Here is a 15,635-nt window from a genome sequence, read left to right on the forward strand (position 1 = left end):
CGCGGCCGGACCGGCTGAGAGGCCCGCGCCCTCTCCCGGGCGGCTCTCTCCCCGCCCACCCCATGCCTGATCCCAGGCCCCAGCACACCCAGAACGAGGACACGATGAGTGAGTCCGACGCCCGGCCCGCCACCTCCCCTCTGGAGCCGGCTCCTCCGGAGGAGTTCATCGAGGCCGCCCGGCTCGCGCCCGACCACTGGCTCTACCTTGCCGATCCCGCCTGGCGCGGGGAGGGCCCGCCGCCGGAGTGGGCCGTCATCGGCCAGTGGCGCTCGGACCATGAGGGCGAGATCGTCGAGTGGGAGGACAACCCGGAGTACCGCCCGTCGCCGGAGGCGATGGGCTGGCCCGAGCCCGCCGACGAGGTGGACCGGGCGGTCCAGCTCGCCACCACCGGCTACGGCCCCGCCGAGGACGTCACCGCCGCCCTGGCCCGGGCGGAGGTCGCGGTGCCGGTCACGGCGGACGGCGAACCGGTGAGCGCGTCCGCACCCGACGGCACGCCGGTGGTCCCCGTCTACACCTCCCCGCGCTACCTCCGTGGCCTCGGACAACTGGGCTCCGTAACCCTTCCGCTCACCGATCTGCTCGCCCGTATCCCCTCCGGACACAGCCTCTGCCTCAACAGCTCGGCCCCGGTCAGCATGGTGCTGACGACGGAAGGACTCGCGGACGCGCTGGGAGAGGCGTCGGGGGAGGGGAGCGCGGGCCCGACACCCTAGGTTCTGTCGTCAGATGTCACGCCCACATCAGGAGTGACGCGAGGGTGACGGCTGCTTCGGGGAGCAACACCGTGCCACTGCTCCAGGCGGTTGAAGCACCGTTCCACGACGGTGCGGCGCTTGTGGACCTCACGGTCGAAGGCCGGCCGGGCAACCACCGTGGCGGCCCCGCCGCGCCTGGTCGCGGAGCCCGCGTTCAGGTCCGCCCGGCGCATGCTGGTGGGCCCGGACGACCGTGGCTCGAAGGGAGCCCACGGGCACGACGCCCGGGCCGTCGTACCGCCGGCGGCGTCGAACGTCGACGGGCACGCCCCGCTCCCCATGAGGCGATGCGAGGACGGACCAACGCCGAACGGCGAGTTCAGGGGGTGTCCGCGGCGTACGTGACACAGACCGGCTCCAGATCGCACCGGGGGTAGAAGCTCGTCCACTGACCGGGGACCTCCTGAGTCCCCCGGCCGAACCACGCCACCGCGTTCCCCCGCCGGAACATCAGCCCACCCTGGTCCTGGACCGGGCGGGACTCCAGCAGCTGCGCCAGATCGGTGCCCCGGAATCCGAACTCCTCGCGCCACATGGCGACGATCTCCAGGGACGTGCAGCCCGAGCAGGCCGTGGTCACGAAGTGCTCGGGCGACCCCTCGAACTCCAGCAGCCGAGCGAGGCGGCGGTAGTCCTCGGCGCAGGCCGCCCGGTAGGTGGGGCCGATGACGCCCCGCCAGAACCGCAACACCCTCTCATGATCCGCATCGGGCGCCGTCGGCTTGAGGCCGTCCAGGTCGGTCCCCGAGCAACGCGCCGGAGCCGGCGCGCGGGGTGCGGATGAGTGGGGTGCCGTCATACCGGTGCCCTGCTCACACGACAGCAGCAGGGCGGCCACACCTACGACGGCCAGAAGAACGGCAGGCGGCCACCCCGGTCGGCGGGCGGTCATGACCCCTGGTACTCGCAGGCCGAAGCGGTGACCGGGACGATCTGACAGAGCGAGAAGTCGTTCTCCAGTACGAAGATGCGGCGGTACTTCGCGTCCTTCAGCCGGTCCGGTCCACCACTGACGGCGCTGACCTGGAAGGGCTCTCCGTGGTCGTCGATGGTGACGCTCCTCGTCCTGTCGCCCAGCATGTAGGTCGCCTTGAGCCGGAAGGCCACATAGTGGCGGGCGGTCTCGGCTCGTACCAGGACCACTTGCTGCCCGGTGTCCTTGAGGGTGATCGTCTGTTCGCCGAAGAATGGGCCGCCCGGTGCGATCCCACCCTTCTCCTCGTCGAACGTCGCCTTTCTGGCGACCGGGCGAGGGCGGTCCAGGTCGAACATCATGTTCATGGTGGGACTGCCGGCCTGAGACGGGACGCTGAAGAGCGTTCCCGACCACGGTGCACCGCGCTCGACGATCTCCGGTTGGATGTTGACGATGTTGACCGTCTGGTTCCGGTGGCCGGTGAAGACGACCCGAAGCGTGAGGCGTTCCAGATTCACCGCACCGACCGACTGGAGTCGCTGATCGAAATCCGGCGAAGACGCCGCTCCCCGCTGGGCGAGGAACCGCCGTAACGACGTGCTCGGCCGGTGGTCCTTCCGGGTGACCCTGCTCATGCCCTCGTCATCGAGCTGAACCTTCGCCACGGCCACCGAGACGTCAGGGCCCGAGCGGATGTCGTCCTTGAGTGAGGGGACGTTGAAGAGCTGACCCGGGAGCGCCATGATCCCGCCGGTGATCATCAGCGCCAGCGTTCCCCCGAGAAGCGCCGCGAGCCACCCCCGCGCCTGGAGCAGGCGCCCGACGAAACCGGTCGGACCCGGGGTGTCGGTCCGGTCCCGTGTCCGCCGGAGCCGTGCGGCCCGCGTGGTAGGCCGGCCCCGCCGCCGGGGGAGGGCCGGACGCCAACCGGACCTTGATCTCCCAGGCACCGGACTCTCCTCTCCGCGGGACCGCCGGCGACTCTGTTGACGGTCAACTGGCCCTGAAACGAAAGGAATTGTAGGCCCAGAGGTCCTGGGCGGGCAAAGCAGGGCCGCAGCGGTCCCCAACTCCTGCCCGCCCGGGGCCGGGCCGGGGCCGAACGGCAGATCCGGCAGCAGGCCGCACAGCCCCAGGGCGGCTCCGCCGACGCCCGCCGGTGGAGGTGATCCGCGCCAGAGCCGGCGCCCGGCCACCGGTACGCCCCATCGGCACATTCCGGACGTCGGCCCCCAGGGCACGGCGTCCGAGGCTCTCGGCGCCCCGCCTCTCGCCGCCCGCCGCTGGTCTCCATGCCGCGACTCCACGTCCAGGGCGGCGCCCCCCGAAGGGAGCGCCGCCTGCCCCCGGTCTGGGCGGCGCCTGTGTCAGGCCCGGTTCCAGCGTTGGTTGTTGCCGTTCGAGCAGGAGTAGAGCTGGATCGCGGTGCCGTTGGCGGTGCCCCTCCCGACGGCGTCGAGGCAGAGGCCGGACTGGACGCCGACGATGCTCCCGTCGGAGTTGAGACGCCACTTCTGGTTGTCGCCACCCCAGCAGCTGTAGATCTGGACCTTGGCGCCGTTGCCCGTGCCGGCGGCATCCAGGCACTTGCCGTCGTAGACCCTCAGCTCACCGGCGTCGGTGCGGGTCCACTTCTGGTTGGCGCCACTTCCGCAGTCCCAGAGCTGGACCTGAGTGCCGTCGGCCGTGCCGGAGTTGGGTACGTCCAGGCACCGGCCCGATTCCACGCCCTTGATCGTGCCGCCGCCTCCGGTGGGCGGCGTGGTGGAGCCGCCGTTGAGCGCGTTGAGGACGGCGGAGTAGGCGGCCTTCTTGCTGCCGTCACCGTTGAACAGCAGCGGCGTGTCACCCGCCCGCCAGGAGTCGGTGTCGCGCACGCCCCAGACGGTGATGCCGAGGCAGCGGGGGACGGCCAGGCAGTCGTTGGTCACGTTGGCGTAGGTCGTCGACGAGGCACCCTGGATGTCGAGTTCGGTGACAGCCACGTCCACGCCGAGAGCGGCGAAGCTCTGGAGCGTGGTGCGGAAATTGCTGTTGTAGGGGCTGCCGCTGTTGAAGTGCGCCTGGAAGCCGACACAGTCGATGGGCACGCCTCGCTGCTTGAAGTCCCTGACCATGGTGTACATGGCCTGGGTCTTGGCCCAGTTCCAGTCCTCGACGTTGTAGTCGTTGTAGCAGAGCTTGGCGTTCGGGTCGGCGGCGCGTGCGGTGCGGAAGGCGACCTCGATCCAGTCGTTGCCGGTCCGCTGCAGGTTGGAGTCCCTACGGGCCCCCGAGTTGCCGTCGGCGAACGCCTCGTTCACGACGTCCCACTGGACGATCTTGCCCTTGTAGTGGGCCATCACCCCGTTGATGTGCTCGATCATCGCCTGACGCAGCGTGCTGCCGCTCAGGCTCTGCATCCAGCCGGGTTGCTGGGAGTGCCAGGCGAGGGTGTGGCCGCGCACCTGCTTGCCGTTCTGGACCGCCCAGTTGTAGACGCGGTCGCCGGCCGTGAAGTTGAACTGGCCCCGCTGCGGCTGGGTGGCGTCCGGCTTCATCTCGTTCTCGGCCGTCACCATGGTGAACTCACGGTTGGCGATCGAGGTATAGGCGGATTCACCGAGCTTGCCGGAGGCGATGGCGGTACCGAAGTACCGGCCGCTCTGCGCCGCCGCGGCACCCAGCGTGCTCTCGGCGGCCTGTGCGTTCGGCGGCGCGACCAGCGCGGTGGCCACCAGGGGGATGCTGACGGCGAACGTCAGCGCCAGAGTGCGGAATTTCCGTCTCACGGCGGTTCCGGGAAGAGCGTACGAGCCCATGAGTGTGCCTCCAGGGTGGATGTCACGGAAGGGCTGAAGCGCAGCGCGGAGTTGCTCCGGCCGCCCCTACCGGCAGGGCGGCCGCACGGGCACCGTGCCGATCGTGGGCGTACGTACCGGACAGCGGTGGGGTCCGGACCTCGCTGTCAGGAAGTGGCCGGTACGGGTGCTCGGCTGCGCGGGTCAGCCGTGCGAGTGCGAGTGCGGTGGATCTGCCGCAGGACGGAACGGATCGCTCCGGCCCGGCGCGACGGGACGGCGGGAACCGGTCCCGGCGTCCTAGACAGGGATGATTGAGGCGCTGACGGTGCTCGTCAATAGCCTGGGTAGCAGAAAATTTCGCAATGCTTTCGAAAGTTTCGAAGCGTCGCCGGGATGGCCTGCTCCCTCGGAGAGCCGTGGAAGGCTGCTCCGAAATGGCGCCCACCAGGGATGACATCCGCAGTCGCAGGCTCTCCAACCCTCCGTGTCCGCCGCTTTGCGGCATCAGATCGGCGGCGCGTCTTGACGGTTGCCCTCCTCGTTCCTAGCTTGTGGAGGCCAAGGGTTCGAGAAGAAGTCGAAACATTTTCGGTGAGTCGTGCCGTCATGACCGTGCTGCAATCCATGGGGCGCCCTGCCCCTCCCGGGAGGTGATCCGATGTGCTCCTACGGCTGGACGGCCTCCTCCCGGTGCCGCCGCACCCGCGACGGTCCGGTGGGGAAGGGGACCATCCGCCGCCGCTCGGCAACTCCGCCCCCTGTCTTGACAGGGCGCAACGGCGAGGGAACCTTTGAGAGCGCTCTCACATACGTCATGTACACGAGGAGAACTGATGCGCTCTTCCCGCTGGCTCGCCGGTGCGCTTCCGCTGGGGCTCGTCGGCCTCCTCGCACTCGGTCAGGCCGCGACGGCAGCCCAGGCTGACCAGCGGCCCGGCGACCGCCGCGCCCAGGAGGCGGACAGAGGCGCGACGGAGCCGGGGGCGACCGCGGCCGATCAGCCTTCCACGCTCGGCCGCTCCCTGGTGGGCGGGGCGGATCCGACCGTGATCAAGGTGGGTGACCTGTATGTCTCGGCCAAGGCCGTGGACGGTGGCATCGCGGTGCGTACCGCCGCGACCCTGGAGGCCGTCGCCACTGCGCCCAAGCATCAGGTCTGGCGGGACACGGCCGGTCTGGGCGAGGTGTGGGCGCCGGAGATCGTGCATCACGACGGCCAGTACCGGATCTACTTCGCCGCCGGCAAGGGCGCGGCGCACCGGATGTACCACATCGGCTCCGCCCAACCGACGTCCGGCTACTCCGCGGCTGTCAAGGTGGCTCTGCCCGGCGACAAATGGGCCATCGACGGGGCGCCCTTCACCTTCAACGGACAGCGCTGGTTCGTGTGGTCGGGCTGGTCCGGCGACACCAACGTGGAGCAGAACCTCTACATCGCCCGGATGGGCAGCCCCACCGCGGCCACCGGCGGACGGTACGTCATCTCGCAGCCGCGTGAGTCCTGGGAGCGGGTCGTGGGGAACCCGTACATCAACGAGGCTCCCCAGCCGGTCGTCGACCCCTCCGGGCGCCTGCACATCGTCTACTCCGCGAACGGCAGTTGGAGCGACAAGTACTGCATCGCCGATCTGCGGCTGCGGGCGGGCGGTGACCCCACGTACGTCTGGGACTGGTACAAGAGCAACGGCTGCCTCTTCGGTTCGCACGCGCCGTCCATGATGTCCGGCTGGACTCCGACCGTGAACGTCAACGGCCCCGGCCACCACTCGTTCGTCCTGCCCCGGGGCGACGTCAACGCCGCCCCGCCCTCCGGGAACCGCTTCCCCACCCTCTACCACGCGGTGGCCAAGGGCACCCCGTACTCGTGGTCCAACCGCTACTGGTATTCCGGCACCGCGGTCTGGTGGGGCAGCACCACCTACCGGCGCGCCAACGTCCCCGGGAGCACGACCGACGTGGGCTACGGCCTGAAGTTCTTCGAGTAGGCGAAGGGCGTTCGCGGGCAGGAAGGCCTGGCCGCCCCTGCCGTCCCTCGTGCGCTCACGTCGCGCGTTCCGGCCACCGGCGGCCCGCCGGTCGGGACGTCCGGCGGAGATCGCCCGGCACGTACGGTGCTGAGATGCGCCCCTCGGGCGAGCGGGCCCTGAACCGGGATCAGGACGGGGACGCGAGGCCGGCCCCCGAGTCAGCTCGAACCGGCCGGCACCGAGGTGTCCAGGGCGACCGAGACGGCCAGCAGCCCGAGGGCCGTCCCCATCATGTGGCGCTGCACCTTGAGCCAGGAGGGCCGCCGGGCCAGGAACACGGCGATGGATCCGGCGGCCAGGACGATGCCCAGGTTGACCGTGAGGGCCACCGCGATCTGGACGGAGCCGAGCACGAACCCCTGGAGCAGCACATTCCCCGAATCCAGGTCGATGAACTGCGGGATGAGGGAGAGGTACATGATGGCGATCTTCGGGTTGAGCAGATTCGTCATCAGGCCCATCGTGAACAGCCTGTGCGGGGAGTCGTGCGGCATGTCCCGGGGTGCGAAGACCGAGACGCCCCCGGGCTTGAGAGCGGTCCAGGCGAGGTACGCCAGATACGCCGCACCGGCCAGCTTCACCGCGACGAACAACTCGGGCACCGCGACGAAGACCACCGAGAGGCCGAGGTTCGTCGCCAGCAGGTAGACCAGGAACCCGGCGGCGACACCGCCGAGGGAGACGATTCCCGCCCGTCGGCCCTGGGTGATGGTGCGGGAGACGAGATAGACCATGTTCGGGCCGGGGGTGAGCACCATCCCCAGGGCGACCATCGCGACCCCGAGCACTCCGGTCAGCTCGACCATTCCTGTACGCCGCCTTCGGTCCCGTGGCCAGTTCCGTCGCTCGCTCTGCTCGACCCCCGCGTTTCCGGCCTCGTGTGTCAGAGGAGCATCGGAGCAATGTGAGTTTAATATCGGTTCTTTGCTCGGTTCAATAGGGATCGTTGATCTCGGTGCAATGATGTGCTTCGATGTCGGTGAGTACGGGAGGGTGGGGCCCATGACGGATTTCCGGGGTGTCGCCGACGCGGTGGCGGCGGAGATCGGGGCGGGTCGGCTCAAGGCAGGCGAACGACTGCCCACCCAGAGGGAGTTCGCCCGGAAGCACGGCATCGCCAATTCCACCGCCACCCGTGTCTACCAGGAGCTCGCGCGCCGGGGTCTCACCGAAGGGCATGTCGGCCGCGGCACCTTCGTCTGTGACGCCACGCGTGCGGCGGCCATGGCGCCCGCGCTGTCCGAACCCGCCGACCGCCGGGTCGACCTGGAGCTGAACCACCCTGTGGTGCCCGAGCAGGCCGAGTTGCTCGCCGCCGGGATCGGCAGGCTGCTGACGCCCGGCCGGCTGGAGTCGGCCCTGCGCCCGGTCGGGGCGGCCGGGACCCCGGTGGTGCGCCATGCCGCGGCCGACCTGCTCGCGCGGGGCGGCTGGCGCCCCGATCCGGCGCGCATCCTGTTCGCCGGGAGCGGGCGCCAGGCGATCTCGGCGGTCGTCGCCGCCGTGACCCGGCCCGGCGCGCGGCTGGGCGTCGAGGAGCTGACGTACCCGGTGCTCAAGGCGATCGCCGCCCGGCTGGGCGTCACCCTCGTGCCGCTCGCGATGGACGAGGCCGGGCTCATCCCGGAGGCGGTGGAGGAGGCGCACCGGGCGGGGCCGCTGCACGCCGTCTACGTACAGCCGGTCCTGCACAATCCGCTGTCGCTGACCATGCCCGCCGACCGGCTGGACCGCCTGGCCGATGTGCTGCTGACGTGCGGGATCCATGCGATCGAGGACGCCGTCTGGGCCTTCCTCCGGGACGATCTGCCGCCTCTCGCGTCCCGTGCGCCCGAGCGGACCGTCCTCGTCGACAGCCTGTCCAAGCGGCTGGCTCCGGGGCTCTCCCTCGGGTTCGCCGTCGCCCCCGCCGCCGTGTCGGGCGGGGTCGCGGCCGCTCTGCGCTCCGGGGGCTGGACCCCCATGGGTTTCCCCTTGGAGGCGATGGCCCAGTGGCAGGCGGACGGCGCCGTGGAAACGCTCGTACGGGCCAAGCAACGGCAGGCACGGGAGCGGCAGTCGATCGCGCAGCGCCACCTCGGTGACTTCGCGACCCGCTCCGCGCCGGGGTCGTACTACCGCTGGTGGGAGCTGCCGAGCCCGTGGCGTGCCGACACCTTCGTCGCCGCGGCGGCCCGGCACGGCATCGCGGTCACCCCGGCCGCCGCGTTCTCCGCCGGCCGGCACCGCGGGCCGCACGCCATCCGGCTCGGCCTCGCCTCACCGGCAGAGGAGACCCTCTCGCGGGCCCTCGCGACGCTGGCGGACCTGGCCAGGTCCGCCCCGGACGATCTGGCCCAGGACTGAGGCCGGGGCCACGGTCGGGCTTCCGGGGCCGTTGAGGTCAGCGGCAGAGCAGCGCCGCCTTCAGGTCCAGCTTGTGGTCGAGGCGGCCCAGGTCGCGGCCGGTCAGCAACTCCACGCGCCGGATGCGGTAATGCACGGTGTTGACGTGCAGATGCAGGGCCTCGGCCGTCCGCGCCCAGGACCCGTTGTGCGCAAGGAAGGTGTCGAGGGTCTCCAGGAGCATCCGGTGGGAGGGGTTCGTCGCATCGGCGAGCGGGCCCAGGGCATGGCTGCCGAAGGCCGCCCGTACGTCGGTGGGGACGCCCGCGAGCAGGGCGCCGAGGGTCGTGAGGTCCTCGATCGCGGTGAGGCGGGCGCCCTCCGCCGTTGCCATCCGTGACGTGGCCGTCAGCGCGTAACGGGCCTGCGCCAGAGCGCCGTTGAGTCCGGCCGTGGTGGCTGCCGGGGCGCTGACACCTCCGTACGGGAAGACGATCTCACCGCAGGCGGGCAGGGTGGGCCAGAGGCCTTTGAGGGCGGAGACCACGGCATCGGGGGCGTCGGCGTCCCCGGCGCCGGAATCCGCGGCGATCACCGCCGCCGTCCCGCCCCCGGCCACCCGCCCCACGGCGAACCGCTGCCCCGGCAGATGGCGCAGAACCTCCCCCAGCGCCTCCGCCGCATCGCCGCCCTCCGCCGCCCCCACGGAGACCGCGACCACCGTGAACGGGCCGTGGTCCGGGAGGCCGCAGGCGCGCAGGGCCGCCGCGAGCGGCGCGGCACCTGAGCCGGAGCCGGAGCCCGGTGTGTCGAGGAGGGGCAGCAGCTCCGTGGCGGGACCGCGCGCCGCGGCCTCGCGGCGCACCACCCCTTGCCGGAGCTGGGCGAACACCTCGGCTATCTCGTGCAGCATCCGCGGCGGGACGTCCACCGCCCCGGCCAGATGCAGGAACCACTGCCCGTACGCCGACGCGTCCGGGTCCACGGGCAAGGCGGCCTTCAGCCGCTCGGCCGCCTGGGCGGCGGTGAGGGCCCGGGCCGTCGGCGTACGGGCGATCGTGCGGCCGGTGGCGCTGAGCACGTGGCAGGGCGGGGTCCCCAGATGCGCCACCGCCCGGGTGAGCAGCGTGTCCGGGTCCGCGCCGTCCGTGAGGAGCCGGCCCAGCTCGCCCCGTACGTTCTCCGGCAGCGCGTAGAGGGCGGCGGGCCGCCTGCTGAGGTCGCCCCACTGCCGCAGGTACACGGTGTCGGTGATCGCCCGGAACGAGGTGTGCACCGGCACGGAGAACAGCGCGATCCCGTGCCGGCGGCACACGTCGACCAGCACCTCCGGCACCCTCCCGTGCGTCTCCTCGCCTGCCAGCAGCGCGGCCGCGCCGGCGTCCCGCAGGGCCGTGACGAACCGGTCCGCCGTCCCCTCCTCGTCCGCCGCGCTCCACCACACCAGGCCGCTCAGCACGATCTCGCCCCGCTGGAGGAACCGCCCCGGGTCCTCCAGATCGGTCGCGGTGACCCCGCTGATCTCCCGCGCGAGGAGCGGAGGGCCGCCCCAGAGCAGGGTGAGGTCCAGGGACTCCAGCCGGAGGAGGTCTTCGACGTGCATGGGCGGTCTCCTTGCGGGGCTGCCGGGCACCGCACCCGGCATCTCACATTCACGAGGCCAATGCGAGTCTCCGCATCGTAAATGCCAGGCCAAGGGAGGCAAACACCTCTTGGTCGATCCTCCAGCGCTACGTCCTCGGCCTGGTGTATTTCCGTACGGTGAACCAGTCGTGCGGGCCCCCGGCGCGGGGTTTCACTGGCGGTCATGGACCTCAACACGGTGCTCGACGTGCGGGACGCCCGCAGCCCCGCCCCCTGGCGGCCGGGCGACGCCTGGCTCGGCGGCGGCACCTACCTCTTCTCCGAGCCGCAGCCGCATCTGCGCCGGCTGGTGGACCTGAGCCGGATGGGCTGGGAGCCGGTGCGCGAGCTGCCGGACGGTTCGCTGGAGCTGGCGGCGACCTGCACGATCGCGCGGCTCTCGCGGTTCGGGAGGGCCTGGGGCGCCCCGGCGGCTCCGCTCGTGGAGCAGTGCTGCCGGGCCTTCCTCGCCTCGTTCAAGATCTGGAACATGGCGACCGTCGGCGGCAACCTCTGCAACGCCCTGCCCGCCGGGCCGATGATCTCGCTCACCGCCGCGCTGGACGGCACCTGCCTGCTCCGCGCCCAGGACGGTTCGCTGCGCCGCGTGAAGGTGGCGGACTTCGTCACCGGCGCGGGCCGCAAGGACCTGGCCGAGGGCGAGCTGCTGCGCTCGGTCACCCTGCCCGCCCGCGCCCTCGCCTCCCGTACGGCGTTCCGCCAGGCCTCCCTCTACGGGCTCGGGCGCTCGGGGGCGCTGGTCATCGGGGTCCTGGACCCGGTCGACGGGTCGCTGGCCGTGACGGTGAGCGCCGCGACGGTCCGGCCGTTCCGCTTCTGGTTCCCCTTGCCGCCGGACCGGGACACGCTGCGGGACGCGATCGACTCCACGGCCGGCGCCGACGACTGGTTCGACGACATCCACGGACTGCCCGCGTGGCGGCGGCACATGGCGCTGCGCTTCGCCGAGGAGATCCGCCGGGAACTGACTTCAGGGGGAGCGGCATGAGCTACGGGATCCGCATCAACGGCCGGCCCTTCGAGGACGAGCCGCGCGCCGGGCAGTGCCTGCGCACCTACCTCCGCGAGCGCGGCTGGTTCGGCGTCAAGAAGGGCTGCGACGCCGGGGACTGCGGGGCGTGCACGGTGCACGTGGACGGGGAGCCGGTGCACAGCTGCCTCTACCCCGCCCTGCGAGCCGAGGGGCGGACCGTCACCACGGTGGAGGGGCTGGCGGGCGAGGGCGGTGAACTCCACCCCGTACAACAGCAGTTCCTCGACGCGCAGGGGTTCCAGTGCGGCTTCTGCACCGCCGGGTACCTGATGACGACGGCCGCCCTCGACGAGGAGCAACTCACCGACCTGCCCCGGGCGTTCAAGGGCAACATCTGCCGCTGTACCGGCTACCGGGCCATCGAGGACGCGGTGCGCGGCGTACGGCACACCGAGGAGCCGGGCGCCGGGCGGGCCGTCGGCCGCAACCTGGGCGCCCCGGCCGGGCCCCAGGTGGTGACGGGCACCGCGCGGTACACCTTCGACCTCGACGTCCCCGGCCTCCTCCATATGAAGCTCCTGCGCTCCCCGCACCCGCACGCCCGCATCGTCGCCATCGACACGGCCGCCGCCCTGCGCGTCCCCGGCGTCCACCTGGTCCTCACCCACCACGACGCCCCGGAACGGCTCTACTCCACCGCCCGCCACGAGCACCCCACCGAAGATCCCGACGACACCCGGCTGCTGGACGACACCGTCCGCTACATCGGCCAGCGCGTCGCCGCCGTGGTCGCCGACAGCGAGGCGGCGGCCGAGGAGGGGTGCCGCCGGATCGAGGTGACGTACGAGCAACTCCCGTACGTCACCGACCCGGAGGAGGCGATGGCCCCCGGCGCCCCGGTCGTCCACGCCAAGGGCCCCGAGTCGCGCATCGCCCGCCCCGAGAACAACGTCGTCGGTGAAGTGCACGGCGAGATCGGCTCGGTGGAGGTGGGGTTCGCCGAGGCCGACGTCGTCCACGAGGAGACCTTCCGCACCCAACGGGTCCAGCACGCCAGCCTGGAGACGCACGGCGCGGTCGCCTGGTACGAGAGCGGGGAGGACGGTGAGGAACGGCTCACCGTGCGCTCCAGCACCCAGACCCCCTTCCTCACCCGGCGGGCCCTGTGCGCCCTGTTCGGCCTGGAGTTGAAGCGGGTGCGGGTGCGGGTGCTGGCGGGCCGGGTCGGCGGCGGTCTCGGCGGAAAGCAGGAGATGATCGTCGAGGACATCGTGGCGCTCGCCGTGATGCGGCTGCGCCGCCCGGTCAAGCTGGAGTACACGCGCGCCGAGCAGTTCTACGGTGCCACCACCCGCCACCCCTTCACCATCGGGGTCCGCGCGGGCGCCCGGGCGGACGGCACACTCACCGCCCTCCAGGTGCGGGTGGTGTCGGACACCGGGGCGTACGGCAACCACGGCCCCGCCGTCATGTTCCACAGCGTTGGCGAGTCCATGGCCGTCTACCGCGCCCCGCACAAGAAGGTGGACGCCTACTCCGTCTACACCAACTCCGTTCCCGCGGGCGCCTTCCGGGGCTACGGCCTCGGCCAGGTCGTCTTCGCGGTCGAGTCGGTGATGGACGAGCTGGCCCGGCGCACCGGCGTCGACCCGCTGGTCTTCCGGGAGTTGAACATCATCGGCCCCGGCGAGCACATGATCAGCCCCGGCGGCGAGGAGGAGGACCTGGAGATCGCCGGCTACGGTCTCGACCAGTGCCTCCAGGTCGTACGGGACGCGATCGGGGAGTACGGGGACGGTTCCGCTTCCCCCTCCGGTTCCGGGCCCGGCGACGACGTCCCCGAGGGGTGGCTCGTCGGCCAGGGCGCCGGGATGTCGATGATCGCCACCGGCCCGCCCGGCGGCCACTTCGCGGACGCCAGGGTGAAGCTGCTCCAGGACGGAACGTACGACATCGCCGTCGGCACCGCCGAGTTCGGCAACGGCACCACGACCGTCCACCAACAGATCACCGCGGGCGCTCTCTCCACGACCGTCGACCGGATCACGATCCGCCAGTCGGACACCGATGTGGTCCGGCACGACACGGGCGCCTTCGGTTCGGCCGGGACGGTGGTGGCGGGCAAGGCGTGATGAAGGCCGCCGACGCCCTCGCCGTACAACTGCTGGAGTTCGCCGCCCGGTATGTGGGGGCGGCTCCGGGGGAGTGCAGGCTCACCGCGGATGCCGTGGAGTACGCCGGGCGCGCGGTCAGCCTCAAGGAGCTGTACCAGGCAGCCCGCGCAGCCGGGCGCGAACTGTCGGCGGACGGGCACTGGGGCGGATCGCCGCGTTCGGTGGCGTTCAACGCCCAGTGGTTCCGGCTCGCCGTGGACCCGGGCACCGGCGAGATCCGCATCCTGCGCTCCGTCCACGCCGCCGACGCGGGCAAGGTGATGAACCCGATGCAGTGCCGGGGCCAGGTCGAGGGCGGGGTGGCGCAGGCGCTCGGCGCGACCCTCTTCGAGAACGTACGCCTCGACGAGCGCGGCCAGGTCGTCACGGCCGCGTTCCGCCGCTACCGGCTGACGCAGTACGCCGATGTGCCGCGTACCGAGGTGCACTTCATGGAGACCTCGGACGCGATCGGCCCGCTGGGCGCGAAGTCGATGAGCGAGAGCCCGTTCAACCCGGTCGCCCCGGCCTTCGCCAACGCGCTGCGCGATGCGACGGGCATCAGGTTCACCGAACTGCCGCTGACGCGCGACCGGGTGTGGCTGGCGCTCCACGAGAAGGGAACGGGCTGACGATCACTTCCGGACGGCGGGCCGACGGCCGGTCGGCCGGAACCCGCGCTCCCGGAAGGTCCGGCGTCGCGAAGCGGGGCGGAAGGTCGGGGGTGAGCAGTGAACGTGCCTGGGCCATGGGTCCCACCTGCCTCGCCGTGAGGAGTCCGGACGGGCTCCCAAGGTTGTTCGGAGCCGAGCGGCAGGGGGATGGGCCACGGCCCCGGCTCAGGCGCCCCACGCGGCGGGCGGGGCGTGGGAAGCGGCGCCCTGCCCGCCGCGTGTGACCGGGCGGCACGGGAGGGCGGGGGCAGAGGGCGGCAGACCCCTATGTACGGTTAGCTTAGGCTTGCCTTAGTCTCACTCGCTCGTCCAACCATGAGGAACACCCATGCTCGGCTTCACCCGTCTGCGCCGTCACACCCTTGCTGCTTCGGCCACCGCCGTCGCCCTCGCCGTCGTCCTGGCCGGCTGCTCCTCGGACGGTGACAGCAAGGGCGCGGCGAAGGACACGGCGCAGAGCGGAGGCGCCTTCCCCGTCTCGATCAAGAGCTCCCTCGGCACCGCGAAGATCGACGAGCAGCCGCAGCGCATCGTCACCCTCGGCCAGGGCTCCGCCGAGACCGCGATAGCCCTCGGCCAGACCCCGGTCGGCATCGAGAGCTACCCGTGGGGCAGCGACAAGTCCGGCTACCTCCCGTGGATCGACGAGGCCGTGAAGAAGTCCGGCGACAAGCTGCCCAAGCAGTTCGCGGGCGGCGAGGAGATCGACTTCGAGGCCATCACCGAGCTGGAGCCGGACGTCATCCTCGCCCCCTGGTCGGGCATCACGCAGAAGCAGTACGACGTCCTCAAGGACATCGCCCCCACGGTCGCCTACCCGGACCAGGCGTGGAGCACCGACTGGGACCAGCAGATCGACATCATCGGCAAGGCGCTCGGCCGGACGAAGGACACCGACGTCCTCAAGACGGAGATCGAGAAGCAGCTCGCCGACGCCGCGGCCACCCGGCCGGACTACCAGAAGGTCACCTTCTCCTACATCTACAACTCCGGCCCCGGCACCCTCGGCGTCTTCAAGCCCGAGGAGCAGCGCGTCAAGATGGTCTCCTCGCTCGGCCTGAAGGTCGACCCCGTCGTCAACGGCTTCAAGGAGACCCCCGGCACCGACTCGGCCCTCATCGGCCTGGAGAACGCCGAGAAGCTGAAGGACAGCGACCTGATCTTCACGTTCTACACGGACGCGAAGAACCGCAAGGAGATCGAGGGCCAGAAGCTGTACGGCGCGATCCCCGCGATCAAGAAGGGTGCCGTCGTCGCGAGCAACGACAACTCCTTCGTCACCGCCTCCTCGATCATCAACCCGCTGACCGTGCCGTGGACGATCGAGCGCTACCTGCCGATCATCGACGAGGCCGTCAAGAAGGCCGGCAAGTAGT

The 15,635-nt window shown here is 71.3% G+C and carries 10 protein-coding genes and 1 pseudogene; 6 read left to right on the forward strand and 5 right to left on the reverse strand.

All coding sequences use genetic code 11. The features are described from left to right. Positions 1 to 104: 104 nt before the first annotated feature. Complete coding sequence (locus D6270_RS26620; RefSeq protein ID WP_109163154.1) at positions 105 to 722, forward strand: type VII secretion system-associated protein; 618 nt, start codon at positions 105 to 107, stop codon at positions 720 to 722. A gap of 361 nt (positions 723 to 1,083) precedes the next feature. Here the strand turns inward: D6270_RS26620 and D6270_RS26625 are convergent, their stop codons facing one another. From D6270_RS26625 to D6270_RS26635, 3 genes are all read right to left on the reverse strand, one after another. Then, positions 1,084 to 1,455, reverse strand: coding sequence for a hypothetical protein (locus D6270_RS26625; RefSeq protein WP_158650550.1), 372 nt, complete (start codon positions 1,453 to 1,455; stop codon positions 1,084 to 1,086). A gap of 197 nt (positions 1,456 to 1,652) precedes the next feature. After that, positions 1,653 to 2,441: a hypothetical protein gene (locus tag D6270_RS26630; RefSeq protein ID WP_109163152.1), complete on the reverse strand. Its 789-nt coding sequence runs from the start codon at positions 2,439 to 2,441 to the stop codon at positions 1,653 to 1,655. A 606-nt stretch (positions 2,442 to 3,047) separates the two neighbouring features. After that, on the reverse strand, positions 3,048 to 4,481 hold the full coding sequence (locus D6270_RS26635) for an endo-1,4-beta-xylanase (protein WP_109163151.1): 1,434 nt from the start codon (positions 4,479 to 4,481) through the stop codon (positions 3,048 to 3,050). Between the two features lie 1,007 nt (positions 4,482 to 5,488). On the opposite strand from D6270_RS26635, the gene D6270_RS26640 reads away from it, so the two are divergent. Beyond that, complete coding sequence (locus tag D6270_RS26640) at positions 5,489 to 6,448, forward strand: glycoside hydrolase family 43 protein (RefSeq protein ID WP_109167260.1); 960 nt, start codon at positions 5,489 to 5,491, stop codon at positions 6,446 to 6,448. 200 nt (positions 6,449 to 6,648) lie between these two features. Here the strand turns inward: D6270_RS26640 and D6270_RS26645 are convergent, their stop codons facing one another. Beyond that, positions 6,649 to 7,296 (reverse strand): LysE family translocator, encoded by a 648-nt coding sequence (locus tag D6270_RS26645; protein ID WP_109163150.1) that lies wholly within the window; start codon positions 7,294 to 7,296, stop codon positions 6,649 to 6,651. A 196-nt stretch (positions 7,297 to 7,492) separates the two neighbouring features. Here D6270_RS26645 and D6270_RS26650 point away from each other — a divergent pair, with 196 nt between their 5' ends. Beyond that, positions 7,493 to 8,836: an aminotransferase-like domain-containing protein gene (locus D6270_RS26650; protein WP_109163149.1), complete on the forward strand. Its 1,344-nt coding sequence runs from the start codon at positions 7,493 to 7,495 to the stop codon at positions 8,834 to 8,836. A gap of 37 nt (positions 8,837 to 8,873) precedes the next feature. Here the strand turns inward: D6270_RS26650 and D6270_RS26655 are convergent, their stop codons facing one another. Next, positions 8,874 to 10,418, reverse strand: coding sequence for a helix-turn-helix domain-containing protein (locus D6270_RS26655; protein ID WP_109163148.1), 1,545 nt, complete (start codon positions 10,416 to 10,418; stop codon positions 8,874 to 8,876). A 204-nt stretch (positions 10,419 to 10,622) separates the two neighbouring features. Between D6270_RS26655 and D6270_RS26660 the strand changes: the two genes are divergently transcribed. From D6270_RS26660 to D6270_RS26670, 3 genes and pseudogenes are all read left to right on the forward strand, one after another. Continuing rightward, positions 10,623 to 11,447 carry an FAD binding domain-containing protein gene (locus tag D6270_RS26660; protein ID WP_109163147.1) on the forward strand — a complete coding sequence of 275 codons (825 nt, stop codon included), beginning with the start codon at positions 10,623 to 10,625 and terminating at the stop codon, positions 11,445 to 11,447. Continuing rightward, positions 11,444 to 14,217 (forward strand): annotated as a pseudogene (locus D6270_RS26665) (molybdopterin-dependent oxidoreductase). The gene D6270_RS26660 and the pseudogene D6270_RS26665 overlap by 4 nt, the downstream one beginning before the upstream one ends. A 370-nt stretch (positions 14,218 to 14,587) precedes the next feature. Next, a complete protein-coding gene (locus tag D6270_RS26670; RefSeq protein WP_109163146.1) occupies positions 14,588 to 15,634 on the forward strand; it encodes an iron-siderophore ABC transporter substrate-binding protein in 1,047 nt (348 codons plus the stop codon). Position 15,635: the final 1 nt, after the last annotated feature.

Origin of the sequence: Streptomyces griseus subsp. griseus (genome assembly GCF_003610995.1) — a bacterium.
Classification (GTDB): domain Bacteria; phylum Actinomycetota; class Actinomycetes; order Streptomycetales; family Streptomycetaceae; genus Streptomyces.

Bases quoted from the DNA above. Each gene is read 5' to 3' on its own strand.
- D6270_RS26620 (WP_109163154.1), top strand. From the start codon at position 105: ATGAGTGAGTCCGACGCCCGGCCCGCCACCTCCCCTCTGGAGCCGGCT.
- D6270_RS26630 (WP_109163152.1), bottom strand. From the start codon at position 2,441: ATGATCACCGGCGGGATCATGGCGCTCCCGGGTCAGCTCTTCAACGTC.
- D6270_RS26635 (WP_109163151.1), bottom strand. From the start codon at position 4,481: ATGGGCTCGTACGCTCTTCCCGGAACCGCCGTGAGACGGAAATTCCGC.
- D6270_RS26645 (WP_109163150.1), bottom strand. From the start codon at position 7,296: ATGGTCGAGCTGACCGGAGTGCTCGGGGTCGCGATGGTCGCCCTGGGG.
- D6270_RS26650 (WP_109163149.1), top strand. From the start codon at position 7,493: ATGACGGATTTCCGGGGTGTCGCCGACGCGGTGGCGGCGGAGATCGGG.
- D6270_RS26655 (WP_109163148.1), bottom strand. From the start codon at position 10,418: ATGCACGTCGAAGACCTCCTCCGGCTGGAGTCCCTGGACCTCACCCTG.
- D6270_RS26660 (WP_109163147.1), top strand. From the start codon at position 10,623: ATGGACCTCAACACGGTGCTCGACGTGCGGGACGCCCGCAGCCCCGCC.
- D6270_RS26670 (WP_109163146.1), top strand. From the start codon at position 14,588: ATGCTCGGCTTCACCCGTCTGCGCCGTCACACCCTTGCTGCTTCGGCC.